The organism is Pantoea sp. SGAir0215, from assembly GCF_043543215.1.
Map to the genome: position 1 here is coordinate 2,109,118 of NZ_CP028031.1, position 19,288 is coordinate 2,128,405.

Consider the following 19,288-nt stretch of genomic DNA (forward strand, 5'->3'; position numbering starts at 1 on the left):
GTAAACAGGCTCTTTTATTTTAAGCTTGCGCGAAAGGCAAGGAAGACAGGATTTGGTGAAGGGCGAATGTTACCGACAGCTCAGAGAAGAAGCCAGAAAAAGCGAAATGACTCCATCCATGGAGAAAGGATTATACCGTCAGGTCGTCTGGCGTTTTATACACCACCATCTCAAGCAGATGACGATAAACGTCCAGTGAGACTTCGTCGCGCTCCAGCTCGAGGCGATGAATCAGTTTCGAAATAATGGCTTTATTATTGACGGCCATACCTGACTGTAAGATTTCCGCGACAACGAGACCAAGAATCTCCATATCGCTGTCGGGTTTATTCGCCGCAGCGGTGAAGTAATCCGCGATCTCTTTATCCGTTTGGGGCAGTGTGTTTTGCATGTGTCAGCCTTTGAAAAAGTCGGCTACCCGGTAGAGTGCGCGACAAACAGACCTAAAAGCCATCGCATAAAAATACAATGGCGCCAAACTCAACAAGCAGGTCATCAAAATCAAAAAAGAAACCTCTGAGGGTGGAAATCCATTACACCTTCAGAGGCGACGCAGATGCATCATTCGTTACAGAGTCGTGATCACAACTCGTTGTATGTAAAGTTATACAATTAAAGTTTATTTGTACAAGTAGATTATTAAGCATAAAATGCTAATCCTTAACAATTAGGATGTTAAGAATTTTGTTTGTCGCTTTCCTGTACAGGAAATGTGTACAAGCGGGCCAGGCCGACGGGAAAGCAGCGTGCTTTCCCGGGAGGGTTAACTAAACAGGTTGAGTTTTGCAGTGAGTTTGCGAACCGCTTTTTTGTCGCCCACTATCGCCATCCCAAGCAGGCGCCATTCCGGGGCGGGCAGCGTCTTCATCGTGTCACTGAAGGCCTGGTAGTCGGTGGTTGACTGACCCTGCTCGGGAAAGACCACAATGTCACAGTCTGTCTGTTCACTCTGGTGCCACACGGTGCTGAGTTGTGCACTATCGGCCCCCAGGACAGGAATGCCAACGGGGATGAGCCCCGGATAGCGCTGCGTTGTCGCATCTTCCAGGTCTTCACCGACCAGACTGGGATGACGTTGTCCCAGCGTCAGAGCGATAACGGCGGCAGCATTGGTGGCTTTGCCGGCCGGTAACGCACTGTTCAAAATCATGACACATCGTAAGTCGCTCATTATCTTCTCCTGACACAAAATGCCATTGTGGCAAGGCTAGTGATCAGCGTCTGGAAGATTTGTGCACAGTTGCTGGTAACGTGCAGGCGTCAGCTGGCAGGCGCGTTTAAACCAGCGCCCCAGATGACTCTGGTCTGCAAAGCCAAGATCGGCAGCCACCTCAGCGGGTAAATGGCCCATAGCCAGCCGTCGGCGTGCCTGACTGAGCCGCCACTGTACCAACCAGGCGTGGGGCGGCAGGCCCCACTGCTGCTGGAACAGGCGGGAAAGCCGAAAACGATCCACGTTCAGCGCCTGTGCCATCTGGGCAATGCCGGGGTTATCGACGTGGTAAGCAATAAGCCAGTCTCGTGCCTGATGGGCCAGTGTCGGTGCCACATCCGGCCGCGTATTGCGCCAGACAGGCAAGTGACGAAGATGGCGGAATAGCCGCTCCAGCGCCGCATCTTTGATTAACTGCGGGTGATTGTGCCAGAGCGCGTCGAAGGCGTGCCAGACCGCCCAGGAGAGCCATTTCTCATCCTGAAGCGTGGTGGCAAAACGCAGTTCACTGCCGGGCGCACTGTCCAGACAGCCAGGTGCAAACTGCTGGTGCAGATGATGAGGTGACAGATAAAGCATGCGGTAGGTAAAGCCCTGTGCATCAATGGCATCGCCATCGTGAAGCTCTTCAGGTTCCAACATAAAGACCGTGCCCGGTCGGCTCCGATGACGTTTCTGACGGGAGTGGAACTGCTGCACGCCTTGCTCCGTCACGCCAATTAAGTAACTGTCATGCCAGTGAGGATCGTAAGCATGTCCGGTAAAATGCGCCCGTATCGCTTCGATGCCGCTACGCGCGTCGCGGCGCAGATCGATCCAGTTATGGGTGGAGGTGTTCACGCTTTTGTCCTCCCCGAGGTGTTGACAGCAGGATCATGACTGGACATTTTGACGTTGTTATCCAGTATTTAACAGTACAGATGCTTTTCTTTCGCATTTTGCTTTGCGTATAATAACTTAATCAATTAATTAGAACTCTAATCATTAGGCAGCTACTTATAAATGTCATCTAACCGTACCTTTACCCACCTGCTGCACCTGACCGCCCATGCCTGGCGCCTGGCCGTTGACCGCCATCTTAAAGACAGCGGTCTGAGCACCAGTAGCTGGATGGCGATAGGGCTTATCGCCAGTGAACCTCAACGCCTCACGCAAACCGAACTGGCGCAGTTAATGGGCCTGGAAGATGCGAGTATGGTGCCGTTGGTGGATCGCCTGGTGAAACAGGACCTGTTATCCCGGGTCCAGCCCGCCGAAGATCGCCGCAAGCGTCATCTGGTGCTGACCGAGAAGGGCAATGAAGCGTTCGCAAAAGTAAAGACGCAGGCCGATGCGCTGCGCACGCAACTGCTGGCGGATATTGATCCTCAGGAAATCGCCCTGGTAGAGCGCGTTTTACAAACGCTGCTGACCCGAATGGGAAGTATGTAAGTATGGCCCGGCGCAATCCCTACGCTGCGCGTGAATGGTTGCCTCATGAAAAACCCATGCTGCCGGGCTCGCCTTCGACGCCAATCCATTCCCCACCCAAGCGTGTTGCCTTTGGGCTGATAGGGTTGCTGATCTCGCTGACCGGCGCGTTAAGTAATGCGCTGGTTACGGCTAATCTGACCAATCTGCAAGGCACCTTCGCGGCTTATTCCAACGAAATTGCCTGGCTGCCCGCGGTTTATGTGATGGGGAACATCTCCATCAACCTGCTGTTGGTAAAATTTCGCCAGCAGTTTGGTTTACGCGTATTTACCGAAGCGTTTTTGGTGCTGTACGTCCTGGTCGCCTTTTTCCATCTGTTTGCCAACGATCTGAGTTCAGCGATTATCGTGCGCACGGCCCATGGCATGGTCGGTGCGGCGCTAAGCTCGCTGGGCATTTATTACCAGGTTCAGGCCTGGCCTGCCAGGCATCGCTTAAAAGCGCTGGTCATTGGTCTCACCGCCTCACAGCTCGCTATTCCGCTGGCGCGCCTGTTCTCCAGTGAGTTGCTACAACTGGACGAGTGGCGAGGGCTGTATCTGTTTGAGCTGGGGTTAGCGCTGATTGCATTAGGAGCGGTGCTGGTGGTTAAGCTGCCGCCGGGCGATCGTATTAAAGCTTTTGAAAAGATGGATTTCCTGACGTTTATCCTGTTGGCTCCGGGCATGGCGTTGCTGTGTGGCGTGCTGTCGCTGGGCCGTATTGAGTGGTGGTTCAGTACGCCCTGGCTGGGGATCTGTTCAGCCCTGGCGCTGGTGCTGATCGTCAGTGCCTTTGTGATTGAGCACAATCGCCGCAATCCACTCATTAACACGCGCTGGCTCAGCAGTGGAATGATCGTGCGTTTAGGCATTGTAATGATCATGATTCGCATCGTACTGGCAGAGCAGAATACGGGGGCAGTCGGCTTCCTGCAGCTGATTGGATTACAGAATGATCAAATGCACGGCCTGGCGCTTGCCATCATGGCCGGTGTGGTGGCGGGCATTGCCGCCAGCGCGCTGACTATCAAGCCTACCCATCTTAACTGGCCAATCGTCGCATCGCTGGTCGTCATGATTATCGCCTCACTGATGGATGCGCAATCCAGCCCGGTCACGCGCGCGAACAATATGTACCTGAGTCAGTTTCTGCTGGGGTTCGGCAGTGCCTTTTTCATGGCGCCGGCCATGCTGATGGGAATTGGCAGCGTCGTCACGCAGCCTAAAAATCTGGTCAGTTTCGTGGTCCTGTTCGGCATGAGCCAAAACCTGGGCGGTTTAATCGGATCCGCGATTCTGGGGACCTTTCAGGTCTGGCGTGAAAAATACCACTCCAGCCTGCTCGGCGATCAATTATCGTTACTGAATCCCAACGTCAGCGACCGGCTTACACAATATGGTGGGCTCTTTAGCAGCCAGATTGGCGATAGCGCGTTATTGAGTGCCCAAAGCACCAGCCAGCTTCAGTCCGTCGCCACCTTGCAGGCGAACGTCCTGGCCTACAACGACACCTATCTGCTGACCGCAACCCTGGCGCTGGTTACGCTGATGTGGGTGTTGTGGCGTTTAACACGTCGACGCTACCTTGACTGGCGACAGGCCAAATTTCATCTGGCAGAGCAGCGTCAGCTCGCCGCCGCACAAGAACGAACGGAGTAAGTATGAGTCAGCAGGATGAACTTCAGGCAGCAGAACGCGATCGGGCCAATCGTCGTCGTATTCTCTCCATCGCCCTAGGGAGCGGCATTGCGGTCATTGGTGTGCTGGTTATTCTGTATGCCTGGCAGCTATGGCCTTTTACCAGTCCGGTCCAGAGCACGGAAAACGCCTATGTACGCGGCCAGGTCACCTTTATCAGCCCGCAGGTGAGCGGATATCTGACTGCTGTGAACGTGGCCGATTTGCAGCCGGTCAAAAAAGGTCAGGTGCTGATGACGATTGACGATCGTATTTATCGCCAGCGAGTGCATCAGGCGCAGGCACAACTGGCCATGAAGCAGGCCGCTCTGAGCAACAACCAACAGCAGCGTCTCAGCGCGCAGGCCACGATCCAGAGCAACAAAGCCGCTCTGGAAAACGCCAGAGCGCAGGCGGTGAAAAGTGGCCTGGATCTGAAGCGGGTAGAGAATCTGGCCGCGGATGGTTCGCTCTCCGTGCGTGAGCGGGATGCCGCACGCGCAGCGAACGCGCAGGGGCTGGCTCAGCTTCATCAGGCGGAAGCCCAGGTTGCAGTCGCTCAGCAAAATCTGCAAACGGTGATCGTAAACCGGGCGTCGTTGGAGGCGGACGTTGCCAGTGCGCAGGCGGCGCTGGAGCTGGCTGAAATCGACCTGGCAAACACCCGTATCATATCACCCGATGCGGGTCAGTTAGGGCAGTTATCGGTGCGTAAAGGCGCCTATGTGACGGCCGGGACGCGCCTGACCTCCGTGGTGCCTGCACATAAGTGGATCATCGCAAACTATAAAGAAACCCAGCTTGCGCATATCCGCGTGGGGTTGCCGGTGACGATTCGTGTCGATGCGCTGGATGGTAAACGTTTCGACGGTCGCGTTGCCGATATCTCGCCAGCGGCAGGCTCAGAATTCAGCGCTATCTCACCGGATAACGCGACCGGTAACTTTGTGAAAATCGCCCAGCGTATTCCCGTACGCATTGACGTCGCGCCGGAGGTGCAGCAACAGTTACGGCCCGGCATGTCAGTCGAGGTCAGTATTGATACGGCGGCCTCACCAGTCAGTGAGACCGCACCATGAAGGGCGCTCGGTTAGTGGCAGGCGTGCTGGCCGCCCTGTTAACAGGGTGCAGCACCCAGGTTGAGATAGCCCCGGCCTCGTTACCCATTCCGTCACAATGGCGCGAACAGGTTGGGCCTTCCGCGCCGCCAGAGGCGGCCTGGTGGCAGGCGTTTGGCGATCGGGATCTGAACCGACTGGTGGAGCAGGCATTACAGCATAATCCCGATATTTTGATAGCCCGTTCGCGGGTGGATCAATATCGTGCGCAACTGCGTGGCGCTGAGGGCGATAATTTTCCCACGCTCAGTGGCGGGGTTGCGGCAACGCGTCAACGTGCCCTGTCGGCTGTGACCGGGCAGCCTTATGAAACCTCCGTTTTTCAGGGGCAGCTTCAGGCCAGTTACAATGTCGATTTGTGGGGCGCACGGGCCGATACGATTGATGCCACCCGCGCCACGCTGGAGGCGCAGCAGGCGGCCGCGTCGGCCGCAGAACTGACCATCGCCAGTTCCGTTGCATCGGGTTATATGACACTCTGCGCGCTGGATGAACAACTGCGCGTGACCGAAGCGACGCTGGCCATACGGCGTAACTCGCTCCGACTGGCGCAGCGTCAGTTTGAAACAGGTTATACGTCCCGGCTGGAGTGGATGCAGGCCTCATCGGAGTATCAGTCCGCGCAAGCCCAGGTGCCGCAGTTACAGCATCAGATTGCTCAGCAGGAAAACGCGCTCAGTATTTTAGTCGGCATGAACCCTCGGGAGGTAGCCCGTCACCGCGACTTTACTGTCCTGATGCCACAGACGATACCGGGCATTTTGCCGTCAGCCTTACTGAATCGTCGCCCGGATATCGTCCAGGCGCAGCGCCAGCTGCTGGCCGCCGATGCCAGCCTGGCTGCGTCAAAGGCGAAGTTACTGCCGGGAATTAATCTGACAGCGTCGGGCACATTACAGCGTTCCGTTTTGCATCAGCTGGTGGACGATCCGTTCCGCCTCTGGAGCGTAGGAGGCAGTATTCTGGCACCGTTGCTGAACCGTGAAGCATTGACTGCCCAGGTCGATGTCGCTATGGCTTCTCGCAATCAGGCACTTTACACCTATGAGAAAGTGGTAAGAAACGCGTTCTCCGAAGTCAATAACGCGCTGGATGCCATTCGCCAGGGCGAAGCACAGCGTGAAGCGCTCCAGAAGCAAGAGCAGTTTGTCGCCGAGGCACTGCGTATTGCAACGAATCGCTATCAAAATGGCTATGCTTCTTATCTGGACGAACTGGATGCGCAACGCACCCTGTTTGCCACGCAGCTAAATCTGGTAACGGTAAAGAATAATCTGTTGCAGGCCCAAATCGCGTTATACAGTGCACTCGGCGGGGGCTGGTCGGGCGAAAACCAGAGTGGGGCACGGCATCAGGCTGACGCCAGGGGGCCGTAATCGTCGCCCATCAGTTTGCCAGCGGTCTGTTTTGTAAAATCACGGCTAACGCGACGGGGTTGTTTTACACTGTCGCGCACTATCGCCCCATTATGCCGTTTTGACCAGGAAGAGCATGTTCTTACCCCACCCACCAGAAGAGCATGAGGAACCCGTGGCTCAGCCGCTTGCCGATGCGCACTTCGCGATTGTGGTGCTTGCAGTGACGTCGGTAACGCTTATAATTTTCGTTCTGATCGTCACGCTTTGGATGAGCTAGTGTTTATCAACCGGACCTGAAAGGAGTGAGGGATGGAATCGCGCGATGATAAACTGATTGCGATTATTGGGCTGCTGACGGCTTGCCTGATTGGTGTCACCTTTCTGTTTCTGATGACATGGTTTAACGACAGCCGTCTTACCACGCCCGTCGACCATGTCGATGCACAAACCTGCTATCCTAAACCGCCCACCGGTCAACGCTGAACGCGCTGACTGAATTTAATCTGCTGGCTTCGTAGCACCAGTGCCAGATTCTCGTGTACCGTTCGGTTGCCGTTCGGATCGGCCAGCCCTAACAGTGAGCCTGGCGACCGTCTGTCATCGGCCCAGGCCGGATACTCAACCACCGGGTACAGAGAAATCCCTTCCATCGCGATACCCTGATCCAGCGCGACCATAACATTTTCACTGACTTCCTGCAGCCAGGGGGCCCGTGCCTCGCCTTCTGCGCCCGTCTCAGCGATTAACATGGGGCGCTGATAGCGTTGCCAGTACTGGGCCAGTAACAGGTGGAGTGGGGCCCGTACGGGATCGTCTCTGTCCATGGGCTGATCGGGAAAATACCAGTGGTTATCGGGGTAATAATTCAGACCCAGAATATCCAGATACTCTTCGCGCCCGCCCAGTTCCTTATCAAGGCGACCGGCCAGCATATCCCAGGCCTCAAACTGAGCCTGATGTTGGGCATCGGCCCCGGGTTTACTGTCAGGGTTATCAGGATGATGGGCAATCTGTACCAGCGGATCGGTAAGGACAAATCGCGCCGCGGGAATCACGTCGCGAATCGCCTGTATCGCCGCCAGAGAGGCACGGACCAGTTGCCGTTTTAACTCTTTTCCGCGCTGACTGACGTGAGGATTAAACCAGGCCACCTCCGCACCCGCCCAGGACCAGAACGATATTTGGTTAATCGGGGTAAAAAAGGGCTGTTCGATTCCCCGATCGCGCAGCAATGTCGCCATCGCACGGGCATAACGTTCAAAATGATCGACAAAGCTGGCTTTCCAGATAGTGAGATGGTCCGGATAGCCAAAATGGGCCAGCTCCCAGATGACCTGCAACTGTTGATCCCGCGCCGCATCGACCATGGGTAAAAAGCTACGCCAGTCGTACTGGCCTGGCGTTTTCTCAATCAGATGCCAGCGCGCACCGTCACGTGCGGTCAACAGATGCAAATCGACCAGCGCGGCATAGTCTTTTCTGAACAACATATCGTGGCCACTGCTGATCACCATATCCAGGCGCTTACCTGGCGTGCGGCAGGCGGTAGAGCAGGGAAAACTGCCCTGAAAAAAGCTTTGAAACAGACGGGGTTGATGGTGTACGTGATCGTCAGTGATAGGCTGGTTGCGCATATTCCTCTCCTGCCGGACAAATGTCGGTCACAGATCGTTGGAGTAAGTCTAGACTAAAAAACATTGCCTTCAGTCTTGCAGCTGAGCAACCGCGACTGGCATCCCGTGCCGCGCGAAGGAATAATAATAAATGACCGTAAGATTCAGGGACTCTCCATGACCGAAGCGTTTAATCTTCCCCAGCCTGCACCGAGCCAGAGTTGGCTTGAGCAACGGCTTGTTCCGCCCGGGCTGCGTCATCCGGGGCTAAGCGGTATTCATCCGCTGAGTGACGGGCTGGATGCCTTTGCTGCCCGTTACCTGCTGATGGAAAAAGCGACAAAGACGCTGGATATTCAATACTATATCTGGCAAAACGACATGTCTGGTCGGCTCCTGTTCAGCGCCATGCTGGATGCAGCCAATCGCGGCGTGAAAGTCCGGCTCCTGCTCGATGATAACAATACGCCAGGGCTGGACGATACGCTGGCGCAGCTTAATCATCATCCAAATATTACCGTCAGACTGTTCAACCCCTTTTCCTTTCGCACGTTGCGCGCCTTGGGTTACCTCACTGATTTTGCACGCCTCAATCGTCGTATGCACAATAAAAGCTTTACCGCCGATGGCATCACCACGGTGGTGGGTGGGCGCAATATTGGCGATGAATACTTTGGGACAGGTAACGAACCGCTGTTTGCCGATCTCGACGTGCTGGCAATTGGAACCGTGGTCAAGGAAGTGGCGGAGGATTTTGAACGCTACTGGCACAGTAAACCGGTTTCCCCTTTGGACGATGTGCTGGAACAGGACGTGACGGCACATCCTGAAGTCGTTCTGCCTCCCGAATGGCGTGAGAACGAGGGCGTTCAGCACTATCTGAAGCGACTGAGCCATTCGCCACTGATTCAGCAACTGACGCAGGACAGCTTACCGTTTGTCTGGGCAAAAGCCCGGCTGTTGAGTGACGATCCGCGCAAGGGGCTGGGTAAAGCCCGTCGCAAATCGCTTCTGCCCCAGCGCATGCTGGAGGTTATCGGTTCACCCCAGCGTCAGTTTGATATCATTTCCGCCTACTTTGTTCCCACCCGCGCGGGCGTGGCGCAGTTATTGTCGCTAAAGCGTAAAGGCGTGAAAATTGCGATTCTGACGAACTCTCTGGCAGCGAACGACGTTTCTGTTGTGCATGCCGGTTATGCCAAGTGGCGCAAAAAGCTCCTGCGTCATGGCATCGCGCTGTATGAGTTAAAGCCGCAGGCGGGCGTAAACGATGCGCCGCACGATCGCGGGTTAACCGGGAATTCTGGTTCAAGCCTGCATGCGAAAACCTTCTCGGTAGACGAAGCCATCCTGTTTATTGGCTCGTTTAACTTTGATCCGCGTTCCGCCGTGTTAAACACGGAGATGGGACTGGTGATCGAAAGTGAAACCCTGGCCACGGAAACCCACCGGCGCTTTAGTGAATCCATGCGTGACAGAGCCTGGACATTGCAACTGGATAAGTGGGGCCGGGTAAACTGGCTGGAATATCCGGGCGAAGCGCAGCAGGTTGTGCATAAGCATGAGCCCGGCTGTAGCTGGTGGCAACGTCTGCAGGTCCGGCTGGTCTGGCGGCTGCCTATTGAGTGGCTACTGTAATAAAAAAGGCGACCCGGATGGTCGCCTTTACCTTAACGCTTTTGCGGTTTACCGGAGAACAGAAAGCGCAGCAGAGGAATGCGCAGGTGCAACTCATACAAAATGAAGGAGGCACCAAACACCATTAAGAGGCCCAGAAAAAAGCCAAACGTGTTGTTGTGCAGATGCGGCGTCATAAAAATTCCGTACAGCAGGGTCAAAGGGTGATGCACCAGGTAAATGAACAGGGAGGCATTGACCAGGTACATGATCTGAGGAGAGTGAGAATTCAGCCATTTATGACCCAGGCTGTAACAAACGTTCAGCATGCAAAGCCCCATCATGCTGCTGATCAGCGCGTCGGTTTCATACAGCCAGCCTTCACCACTGTTCAGCCGTTGGTTTGCAATGTAGGCGACCAGCATCACGACGGCCCCGACGTACAGCAGCGGGTTTGCCCGGACAAACAGCGTTTTCAGCGCCTGATGTTTCCAGCTGAGGGCACCCAGCATAAAAAACGGCAGGAAGAACAGACACTGCATAACGGCAAAGTTAAACAGCGCATCGCCCAACAGGGAAGGGTGGGCGTAAAAAATCGCCCGCCGTACCGCTCCCCAGAGCACGGCCCACAATAACAGCCCCAGAGCCAGCTTTGTCCAGCCGACACGTTGGTAGTCAATATTGCGCTGTTGATCGCGTAGCCAGCGGAAGGTGAGCATGCCCAGTGTGGTAAGCAGCACCAGCACCAGCAAAAACCACAGGTGCGAGATCAACTCCCACATCAGCGTATTGTACTTGTCATACAGCGATAAATTGTTCCAGTTCGACAGCTTCGGTGTCCAGGCTTTCAGCATAAAGAACTGCGGCAGCGTGATCAGCGGAACCGCGGTGAGCATCGGAATCCCGACGCGCTCTAAGCGGACTTTCAGAAAGCGCTGAGGCTGATAGCGCAGATAGAGCATATAAGAGAAGTAGCCCGAGATAACAAAGAACACCTGCATACGAAACGAATGAATAAAATCATTGAGGGTAGTGAGCCACAGTGAGGCATCGTGGCTGTTGACGGCCCATGACTGAGACGAATAGATCAGGGATACGTGAAACGGCACGCCTAACAACATCAAACAGGCCCGAATGGAGTCGAGAAAATATTCACGCTCAGGTTTTTTTGTACTCATAAAGTTCCAGTTCGTTAGTACGTTTTAGGCGGTTTCGCCCTGAAACCGTTTTATGTTGGAGGGAAATTCTAGCTGGAGATAACAGAGTATACTATCAGTTGAATCTCAGTTGAGCCCGTAACGTTTAATTGTCCTAAAATCACCTCGCGAGTAGATGATTATCGGGAACATTGTTGTGCATATGCTGTCGGAAAGCCGAATTATCCATTAAGATAAGCGGGTTTGTATTAAGCACACGAAAGGGGGGGATGTGCTGACTAATGTAAAAAATAATGTGGGGCTGACGAAAATGCGCTGGATTGGCGCAGCGGTCCTGCTGGCTTTGTATGCCAACAACAGTTGGGCGTTTAACTTTGATGATGTCGCGAAACAAGCGAAAGAGTTGTCTGGAAAAAGCTTTGAAGCGCCAAAAAGTAATTTACCCTCTCAGTTTCGTGACATGAAATTTGCTGATTATCAGCAGATTCAGTTCAACCACGATAAAGCGTATTGGGGCAAACTGCGTACGCCGTTTAAGCTCGAGTTTTACCATCAGGGCATGTACTTTGATTTGCCGGTGAAGATCAATGAAATCACCGCCAATACCGTACGTGAGATCAAATACAATCCTGACTATTTCAACTTTGGCAACGTGAAGCACGATGCTGATGCGGTTAAAAACCTTGGCTTTGCCGGTTTTAAAGTCCTGTATCCGTTGAACAGCAAGAATAAGAAAGATGACGAAATCGCCAGCTTCCTGGGGGCCAGTTATTTTCGTGTGATTGGTGCAGGCCAGGTTTATGGTCTGTCTGCCCGTGGTCTGGCGATCGATACCGCGCTGCCGTCAGGTGAAGAGTTCCCGCGTTTCAAAGAGTTCTGGATTGAACGTCCAAAACCTCAGGACAAGCAGTTAGTGATTTATGCGCTGCTGGATTCTCCACGTGCCACCGGTGCCTACCGTTTCACGATTCACCCAGGCCAGGAGACTACCGTCGATGTTAAGACGCAGGTCTATTTGCGTGACAAGGTTGGTAAACTGGGCATCGCGCCGTTAACCAGCATGTTCCTGTTTGGCCGCAATCAGCCATCGACGGTCTCGAATTTCCGCCCTGAACTGCATGATTCGGACGGTTTGTCGATCCACAGCGGCAATGGTGAATGGATCTGGCGTCCACTCAACAACCCGCGCCATCTGGCGGTCAGCACCTACACGATTGAAAATCCGAAAGGCTTCGGGCTGCTGCAGCGCGGACGTGATTTCAATAATTATCAGGATCTGGACGATCGTTACGATCTGCGCCCAAGCGGCTGGGTTGAGCCATTAGGCGAGTGGGGCAAAGGCCATGTTGAGCTGGTGGAAATCCCCACCGCTGACGAAACCAACGATAACATCGTGGCGTTCTGGACACCGGAAAATCTGCCGGAACCCGGTAAAGCCATGGACTTTGACTACCGTCTGCACTTTGGCCGTAATGAAAACAAGCTGCATTCAGATGATGTTGCCTGGGTCAAAGATACGCTGCGCTCGGCGGGCGACGTGAAGCAGTCAAACCTGGTTCGTCAGCCGGATGGCACCGTGGCCTTCACCATCGATTTCGTAGGGAAAGACATGAGTGAAATGCCGGCCGACAGCCAGGTTGCGCCTCAGGTCAGCGTAGGTAAAAACGGGGAAGTGGTGGAACAGAGCGTTCGCTACAATCCGGTTACCAAAGGCTGGCGCCTGGTTCTGCGTATCCGGGTTAAAGATAACAAGCAGGCGACTGAAATGCGTGCCGCGCTGGTAAGCGGTGACAAAACATTGACGGAAACCTGGAGCTATCAGTTACCTGCCAATGAATAATCTGACTTTTACACCTCAACGCTATGTAGAAGCCCTGCCGCTGGATGCGGCAGGAAAAGCGCGTCTGGCGGCGTCTTTACAGAATGCCCAGACGTTCCATCAACTGCACGAATCGCTGGGTCAGGATGTGGCCGCCAGCGATCGTCCTGACGATGCACCGCTGAAGTCCGTTTCATCACGTGTTGAAATGGCCTGGCCTGATTCCCTCGCGGGTGGTGCACAGCTAGGCAAAGACTATCTGGAACGTACCACCCTGAAAGCGATGCCAAAGGTGAAGCGTTCACTGATGTTTCCGGAAGCCTGGCGCACTAACCCGCTGGCACGTGCCTGGGACTCATTACGGGGTCATAAGGCGGTTCCGCGTTATGCCACGGCGGAAGAGCAGCGCGCAGAAGAAAAATGGCGCCATGTTGGTTCTGTTCGCCGCTATATCCTCCTGATTCTTACGGTGTTTCAAACCGTGGTGGCCACGTGGTACATGAAGACCATTCTGCCTTACCAGGGCTGGACGCTGCTGGATCCGATGGACATGATCAACCAGAACTGGCAGCAGTCTGTCATGCAGATTCTGCCTTATGTGTTGCAGACGGGGATTTTGTTCCTGTTTGCGATTCTGTTCTGCTGGGTGTCGGCGGGCTTCTGGACAGCACTGATGGGCTTTTTACAACTGCTGATCGGTCGGGATAAATACAGCATCTCTTACTCGACAGTCGGGGATGAGGCGCTGAATCCCGAGCACCGTACCGCGCTGATCATGCCCATCTGTAATGAAGATGTGGGCCGTGTGTTCGCAGGCTTGCGCGCCACCTGGGAATCCGTTGTGCGTACAGGCAACGCTGAGCACTTCGATGTCTATATCCTGAGTGACAGCTACGATGCCGATATTGCTATTGCTGAGCAAAAGGCCTGGATGGAGCTGGTGCGTGATGTCGGTGGGGCAGGAAAGATCTTCTACCGCCGTCGCCGTCGTCGTGTGAAGCGTAAGAGCGGCAACATTGACGACTTCTGCCGTCGCTGGGGCAGCAACTACAGCTACATGGTCGTACTGGATGCGGACAGCGTCATGAGCGGGGAATGTCTGACCGGTCTGGTGCGCATGATGGAAGCGAACCCGAATGCCGGGATCATTCAGTCGTCACCAAAAGCGTCCGGAATGGACACGCTGTATGCGCGCTGCCAGCAGTTTGCGACGCGTGTTTATGGGCCGTTGTTTACCGCGGGTCTGCATTTCTGGCAGTTAGGGGAATCGCATTACTGGGGCCATAACGCCATCATCCGTGTGAAGCCGTTTATTGAGCACTGTGCGCTGGCACCGCTGCCCGGTGAAGGGTCTTTTGCGGGATCCATTTTGTCTCACGACTTTGTGGAAGCGGCACTGATGCGCCGTGCGGGTTGGGGCGTATGGATTGCCTATGATCTGCCTGGCTCGTACGAGGAATTGCCACCGAATCTGCTGGATGAGCTTAAACGCGATCGCCGCTGGTGTCATGGTAACCTGATGAACTTCCGCCTGTTCCTCGTTAAAGGGATGCACCCGGTTCACCGTGCGGTCTTCCTGACGGGCGTGATGTCATACCTTTCAGCGCCGCTGTGGTTTATGTTCCTGGCGCTGTCCACCGCCCTACAGGTGGTCCACACGCTGATGGAACCGACCTACTTCCTGCAGCCTCGACAGCTGTTCCCGGTCTGGCCGCAATGGCGTCCTGAACTGGCGATTGCGCTGTTCTCCACCACGCTGGTGCTGCTGTTCCTGCCGAAGCTGCTGAGTGTGGTGCTGATCTGGTGTAAAGGCGCGAAACCTTACGGTGGTGCACTGCGTCTGTTTGTGTCGCTGCTGCTGGAAATGCTGTTCTCGGTTCTGCTGGCACCGGTGCGCATGCTGTTCCACACCGTATTTGTGGTCAGCGCGTTCCTGGGCTGGGAAGTCGTCTGGAACTCACCGCAGCGTGATGATGATGCAACGCCCTGGAGCGAGGCCTTTAAACGTCATGGTTCGCAGATGGCATTGGGTATCGTATGGGCAGCCGGAATGGGCTGGCTGGATCTCAACTTCCTGTGGTGGCTGGCGCCTATTGTCTTCTCACTGATTCTGTCACCGTTTGTCTCGGTGATGTCGAGCCGTTCGGGGCTGGGCCTGAAGACCAAGAAGGCGAAGCTGTTCCTGATTCCGGAAGAGTATGATCCGCCAAAAGAGCTGATCGATACTGACCGTTACGTCGAGCTGAACCGCCAGCGCGTCCTGAAAAACGGCTTTATGCACGCATTGTTTAACCCGGCGTTTAACGCACTGGCGACAGCGCTGGCGACCTCACGGCACAAGCACAGCCAGTTGTTAGATCATGCGCGCGATCGGCGGGTTGATCAGGCACTGAGCGATGCGCCCGAGAAGCTGGGTCGTGAACAACGTTTGCAGTTGATCAGCGATCCGGTGGTACTGGCGCGCGTTCACACCCGTTTGTGGGAAAGTGGCGAGAAATACCATCAGTGGGTAGAGAGTTATCAAAAACTTTCGCTCAATCCTGACGCGCTTCCGCATCAGGCATAATGAAAAAAGCGGCAGAGATGCCGCTTTTTTTTGCCCCTGGCCCGACACAGACAGCAACATTATTTTGCAGTTTTACGTAAACAGGATGGTAACGCCACCTGAGTCGTGATTAAAATGACGGCTGTCTAACCTGAGTCGCTATTGTGAATAAACTCGTTATGTTAACGCTGCTGTCCCTCGCTATCGTTACGCTGAGCGGCTGTGGCAGTATTATCAGCCGTACCGTGCCCGGACAGGGACACGGTAACCAGTTTTATCCCGGCGTAAAGTGGGACGTCAGGGAGGGGGCATGGCGGATTATCACCATTCTCGACCTGCCGTTATCACTGGTCGTCGATACGTTGCTTATTCCGGTCGACGCCAGCCATGGACCTTACACGTAACCGCGATCGGAATCGCTGTTATCGTCTTCCCACTCTTCGGCGGCAGCCTTACCTTCTTCACTGTCCAGTGGAGGCTCAAGCTGAAATTCGCCATCGTCCCATTCATGCAGCGTGTTTTCCGCTAACCACTCCTGACGCAACTCAATCTCATCGAAGTCACCGTCAAAAATTGCCTGAGCGGCTTCACCACTGCGAATCGGTAAACATTCGCCTGAATCCCCTTCGTCTTCGAAGAACTCTGCCTGCCACATGATATCGCCATCCTGCATAACATATTTTTGCAGACCGAACTGATTGATAGCTGCATCATCTTGCTCAAGGTCTGGATGGTTGGCGAGAAACTCTTCACGCGCAGCGTCAATCGCTTCTTCCAGTGTAGTGAACATACTCATGCTTCTCTCCTTGCCTGATTAACGTGATTTCAGTGAAGGATAGACCAAAATCGCAGGAGAGAAAGTCAGTGCGTCAGAGGACGAATATGTCTGGCGGTTCGGCAGGCAAAATGATGTGATGAAATCAGGCGGTACATCGTGCTGGCTTGTCTCGCGGAGAAGGTCATCACAGCAGTTCGATGCCCCAGCGTTTCAGCAGAACGGCCCAGAGAACGAATACGATAAGCGTCAGGACGCAGCTCAGTCCCAGGGTAAGCCAGAAGCCTGTACGCTGATACAGAAAAGGAAACAGGATAAACATGGGCAAGGTCGGCACCACATACCAGAAGGTGTACCAGGCGTGGGCGGCAATTTTGGTCTGCGCTTGTCCTTCCAGTTTCATCCAGACAAGCACCAGAATCGTGACCAGTGGCAGCGCCGCAAGCAGGCCGCCAAGACGATCGCTGCGTTTTGCCGCTTCCGAGATCACCACCACCATCAGAGCCGTTATTGCATATTTTGAAAGCAGCCAGAGCATCGTTTTCTCCTGTTCAACCGCAACGCGTCACCCAGCTTAACATGAAGGGCGTGCCTGACGGTGGAATGGGGGCAGGGCGAGGTCGCACCGCCACGTCGGGCGCAGAACAAACGGTTTATCACCCCGTAAGAGAAAAGCGCTGCCCGCATCGGTGTCGGGCAGCGGTGAGGTTAATAGCGCGAAGGTTCGCCTTCAGGGCGGGTTTTAAAGCGGCGATGCAGCCACATGTACTGCTCAGGCGCCAGCAGTACGCCTTCTTCCACCACTTTATTCATGCGCGCGGCGGTGTCTTCTTCGCTGGTCAGCGGAAAATCAGCGCTGACATCAGGCAAAATGATCAACTCGTAACCGCGTCCTTCCGGCAGACGGCGCGGCACAAACGGGATAACCGCCGGTTTTCCGGTACGCATTAACATATGTGTCCCTACGGTGGTGGCGGCTTTGTCGACGCCAAAGAAGGGCACGAACACGCTGCTGCGGGGACCATAATCATGATCGGGCGCATACCAGATGATATCCCCACGTTTTAAGGCCCGGATCATGCCTTTCAGGTCCTTACGATCCAGCATGCCTTTATTGGAGCGCATACGACCGCGGGTTTGTAACCAGTCGATTAATTTATTGTCATTCGGCCGGTAAACGCCAATACCGGGATTATGAATGCCAAACATACGCGCGCCAATTTCCAGCGTCAGGAAATGCATACCGATAAGTAACACGCCGCGCTGGGTATCATGGGCCTGCTGAATATGTTCCAGACCGGAAGGTGTGTGCCATTTATGAATCCGCCAGTCGGGCCAGAACCACGCCATGCCGGTTTCAATCAGACCCATGCCCACAGATTCAAAATTATGCTTAATCATGGCTTCACGATCGTTGGTCGGCATATCCGGAAAGCTCAGTTCCAGGTTGCGGCGAGCAATGGCCACACGTCGCTTCATAAACCGCATAGCGATACGGCCAATACCGCTACCCAGCGCGTAGAGCAGGGGATAAGGTAACAGGACCAAAATATAAAGAAAAATGATACCCAACCAGGTCAACCAATAGCGGGGATGAAAAAGTGCACGTGAAAATTGAGGCAATTGGGTCATCTTGAATACTGTTATCCTGCGTCGTGCACCTGCGGTGCTGTTATTCGTCAGTTGCGGTTATTGTGCCATTTTTTTCCCCGCGGCTGAAATGTTAGAGCATTTCTCCGGGTGTTGCAGAAGATGAAAATGAGGGCACAACACCATCGCGCAACGAAATTTACCGTTTTACCTATCAATTTTTCTTATACGCTTCGCATTTTTTTCATTTCAGGTATCATGTGCGCGCTAAATTTCTTCTATTGATAACAGGAACGAACACCATGCCAGTGTTACACAACCTTGTTTCCAATAAAGAGCTGAAGGCGCGTATGTTGGCCGAAACCGAACCGCGCACCACAGTCTCTTTTTACAAGTACTTCACCATTGCCGATCCCAAAGCCTTTCGCGATGCGCTCTATGTCGGGTTAACCGCATTAAAGGTGTTTGGTCGCATCTACGTTGCCCATGAGGGCATCAATGCGCAGATCAGCGTGCCAGCCAGCCAGTACGAGGCTATGAAAGCCTTTTTGTACGGCTTTGATCCCGCGCTGGACAATCTGCGCATGAATATTGCGCTGGATGATGATGGCAAGTCGTTTTGGGTGCTGCGCCTGAAAGTGCGCGATCGCATCGTGGCTGACGGGATTGAGGACGACACCTTTGATGCCAGTAACGTCGGCAACTACCTGAAAGCGGCCGAAGTTAACGCCATGCTCGACGATCCTGATGCGGTCTTTGTCGATATGCGCAATCATTATGAGTATGAAGTCGGGCGTTTCGATAACGCATTAGAGGTGCCTGCCGACACGTTCCGCGATCAACTGCCCATGGCCGTGGATATGCTTAAAGACAAGAAAGACAAAAAAATCGTGATGTACTGCACCGGGGGGATTCGCTGTGAAAAAGCCAGCGCCTGGATGCGACACAACGGTTTTCAGGATGTTTATCATGTCGAGGGTGGGATTATTGAATATGCTCGTCGGGCGCGGGAACAAAATTTACCGGTGCGTTTTAAAGGTAAAAACTTTGTTTTTGATGAACGCATGGGCGAGCGTATATCGGATGATGTTCTGGCGCATTGTCATCAGTGTGGTGAGCCCTGCGATACGCACGTCAACTGCGTCAATGATGGTTGTCACTTACTGTTTATACAGTGCGAAAGTTGTGCCGAGAAGTATGAGCACTGCTGTAGCCCGTTGTGCCAGGAAGAAGCCCGTCTGTCGCCTGAAGAACAGCGTGCCCGTCGGGCGGGACGTGAGAATGGTAATAAAATCTTTAACAAGTCGCGTGGCTTGCTGAATATGACCATTCCGGCACCGACGCGGAAATAA

19 protein-coding genes are annotated in these 19,288 nt (G+C 54.1%); 11 read left to right on the top strand and 8 right to left on the bottom strand.

Annotated elements, in window-relative coordinates; genetic code table 11:
• Positions 1-130: 130 nt before the first annotated feature.
• The 3 genes from C1N64_RS09930 to C1N64_RS09940 all read right to left on the bottom strand — a co-directional run bounded on the left by C1N64_RS09930 (position 131) and on the right by C1N64_RS09940 (position 2,053).
• Positions 131-391 (bottom strand): biofilm/acid-resistance regulator YmgB/AriR, encoded by a 261-nt coding sequence (locus C1N64_RS09930; RefSeq protein WP_058708512.1) that lies wholly within the window; start codon positions 389-391, stop codon positions 131-133.
• Between the two features lie 372 nt (positions 392-763).
• Positions 764-1,171 carry a DUF2000 domain-containing protein gene (locus tag C1N64_RS09935; protein WP_039341184.1) on the bottom strand — a complete coding sequence of 136 codons (408 nt, stop codon included), beginning with the start codon at positions 1,169-1,171 and terminating at the stop codon, positions 764-766.
• Between the two features lie 36 nt (positions 1,172-1,207).
• On the bottom strand, positions 1,208-2,053 hold the full coding sequence (locus tag C1N64_RS09940; RefSeq protein WP_394515464.1) for an AraC family transcriptional regulator: 846 nt from the start codon (positions 2,051-2,053) through the stop codon (positions 1,208-1,210).
• Between the two features lie 162 nt (positions 2,054-2,215).
• Here C1N64_RS09940 and C1N64_RS09945 point away from each other — a divergent pair, with 162 nt between their 5' ends.
• The 6 genes from C1N64_RS09945 to C1N64_RS09970 all read left to right on the top strand — a co-directional run bounded on the left by C1N64_RS09945 (position 2,216) and on the right by C1N64_RS09970 (position 7,303).
• Complete coding sequence (locus C1N64_RS09945; RefSeq protein ID WP_033737583.1) at positions 2,216-2,644, top strand: MarR family winged helix-turn-helix transcriptional regulator; 429 nt, start codon at positions 2,216-2,218, stop codon at positions 2,642-2,644.
• Positions 2,645-2,646: 2 nt separating this feature from the next.
• On the top strand, positions 2,647-4,326 hold the full coding sequence (locus C1N64_RS09950) for an MFS transporter (protein ID WP_394515465.1): 1,680 nt from the start codon (positions 2,647-2,649) through the stop codon (positions 4,324-4,326).
• Between the two features lie 2 nt (positions 4,327-4,328).
• Positions 4,329-5,423 (top strand): HlyD family secretion protein, encoded by a 1,095-nt coding sequence (locus C1N64_RS09955; protein ID WP_033737581.1) that lies wholly within the window; start codon positions 4,329-4,331, stop codon positions 5,421-5,423.
• Positions 5,420-6,838 carry an efflux transporter outer membrane subunit gene (locus C1N64_RS09960; RefSeq protein ID WP_039341170.1) on the top strand — a complete coding sequence of 473 codons (1,419 nt, stop codon included), beginning with the start codon at positions 5,420-5,422 and terminating at the stop codon, positions 6,836-6,838. Before C1N64_RS09955 ends, C1N64_RS09960 begins: the two co-directional genes overlap by 4 nt.
• Positions 6,839-6,953: 115 nt before the next feature.
• Positions 6,954-7,097, top strand: coding sequence for a hypothetical protein (locus C1N64_RS09965; RefSeq protein WP_006118788.1), 144 nt, complete (start codon positions 6,954-6,956; stop codon positions 7,095-7,097).
• A gap of 32 nt (positions 7,098-7,129) precedes the next feature.
• A complete protein-coding gene (locus C1N64_RS09970; RefSeq protein ID WP_006118789.1) occupies positions 7,130-7,303 on the top strand; it encodes a hypothetical protein in 174 nt (57 codons plus the stop codon).
• Here the strand turns inward: C1N64_RS09970 and C1N64_RS09975 are convergent.
• Entirely contained in the window at positions 7,294-8,454 is a 1,161-nt protein-coding gene (locus C1N64_RS09975; RefSeq protein WP_033737580.1) for a glycoside hydrolase family 1 protein, read from the bottom strand. The two genes, C1N64_RS09970 and C1N64_RS09975, sit on opposite strands and share 10 nt — an antisense overlap.
• Positions 8,455-8,610: 156 nt before the next feature.
• On the opposite strand from C1N64_RS09975, the gene C1N64_RS09980 reads away from it, so the two are divergent.
• Positions 8,611-10,071: a phospholipase D family protein gene (locus C1N64_RS09980; RefSeq protein ID WP_033737579.1), complete on the top strand. Its 1,461-nt coding sequence runs from the start codon at positions 8,611-8,613 to the stop codon at positions 10,069-10,071.
• A gap of 32 nt (positions 10,072-10,103) precedes the next feature.
• Here C1N64_RS09980 and mdoC read toward each other — a convergent pair whose 3' ends face one another.
• Positions 10,104-11,228 carry a glucans biosynthesis protein MdoC gene (gene mdoC, locus C1N64_RS09985; RefSeq protein ID WP_033737578.1) on the bottom strand — a complete coding sequence of 375 codons (1,125 nt, stop codon included), beginning with the start codon at positions 11,226-11,228 and terminating at the stop codon, positions 10,104-10,106.
• Positions 11,229-11,508: 280 nt separating this feature from the next.
• On the opposite strand from mdoC, the gene C1N64_RS09990 reads away from it, so the two are divergent.
• The 3 genes from C1N64_RS09990 to C1N64_RS10000 all read left to right on the top strand — a co-directional run bounded on the left by C1N64_RS09990 (position 11,509) and on the right by C1N64_RS10000 (position 15,975).
• Positions 11,509-13,047 (top strand): glucan biosynthesis protein G, encoded by a 1,539-nt coding sequence (locus C1N64_RS09990; protein WP_172677658.1) that lies wholly within the window; start codon positions 11,509-11,511, stop codon positions 13,045-13,047.
• Positions 13,040-15,592, top strand: coding sequence for a glucans biosynthesis glucosyltransferase MdoH (gene mdoH, locus C1N64_RS09995; protein ID WP_033737576.1), 2,553 nt, complete (start codon positions 13,040-13,042; stop codon positions 15,590-15,592). The genes C1N64_RS09990 and mdoH overlap by 8 nt, the downstream gene beginning before the upstream one ends.
• Positions 15,593-15,750: 158 nt before the next feature.
• Positions 15,751-15,975, top strand: a complete 225-nt coding sequence (locus tag C1N64_RS10000; RefSeq protein WP_033737575.1) for a YceK/YidQ family lipoprotein — start codon at positions 15,751-15,753, stop codon at positions 15,973-15,975.
• Here the strand turns inward: C1N64_RS10000 and C1N64_RS10005 are convergent.
• From C1N64_RS10005 to C1N64_RS10015, 3 genes are all read right to left on the bottom strand, one after another.
• Positions 15,966-16,367 carry a MysB family protein gene (locus C1N64_RS10005; RefSeq protein ID WP_033737574.1) on the bottom strand — a complete coding sequence of 134 codons (402 nt, stop codon included), beginning with the start codon at positions 16,365-16,367 and terminating at the stop codon, positions 15,966-15,968. The genes C1N64_RS10000 and C1N64_RS10005 overlap by 10 nt on opposite strands.
• A gap of 166 nt (positions 16,368-16,533) precedes the next feature.
• Positions 16,534-16,884, bottom strand: coding sequence for a DUF3147 family protein (locus C1N64_RS10010; protein WP_058701399.1), 351 nt, complete (start codon positions 16,882-16,884; stop codon positions 16,534-16,536).
• Positions 16,885-17,054: 170 nt separating this feature from the next.
• The gene (locus C1N64_RS10015) at positions 17,055-17,978 is read right to left on the bottom strand and encodes a Kdo(2)-lipid IV(A) acyltransferase (protein WP_006118797.1); all 924 of its coding nucleotides are present in this window, start codon (positions 17,976-17,978) and stop codon (positions 17,055-17,057) included.
• A gap of 260 nt (positions 17,979-18,238) precedes the next feature.
• Here C1N64_RS10015 and C1N64_RS10020 point away from each other — a divergent pair, with 260 nt between their 5' ends.
• Positions 18,239-19,288, top strand: a complete 1,050-nt coding sequence (locus C1N64_RS10020) for an oxygen-dependent tRNA uridine(34) hydroxylase TrhO (protein ID WP_033737572.1) — start codon at positions 18,239-18,241, stop codon at positions 19,286-19,288.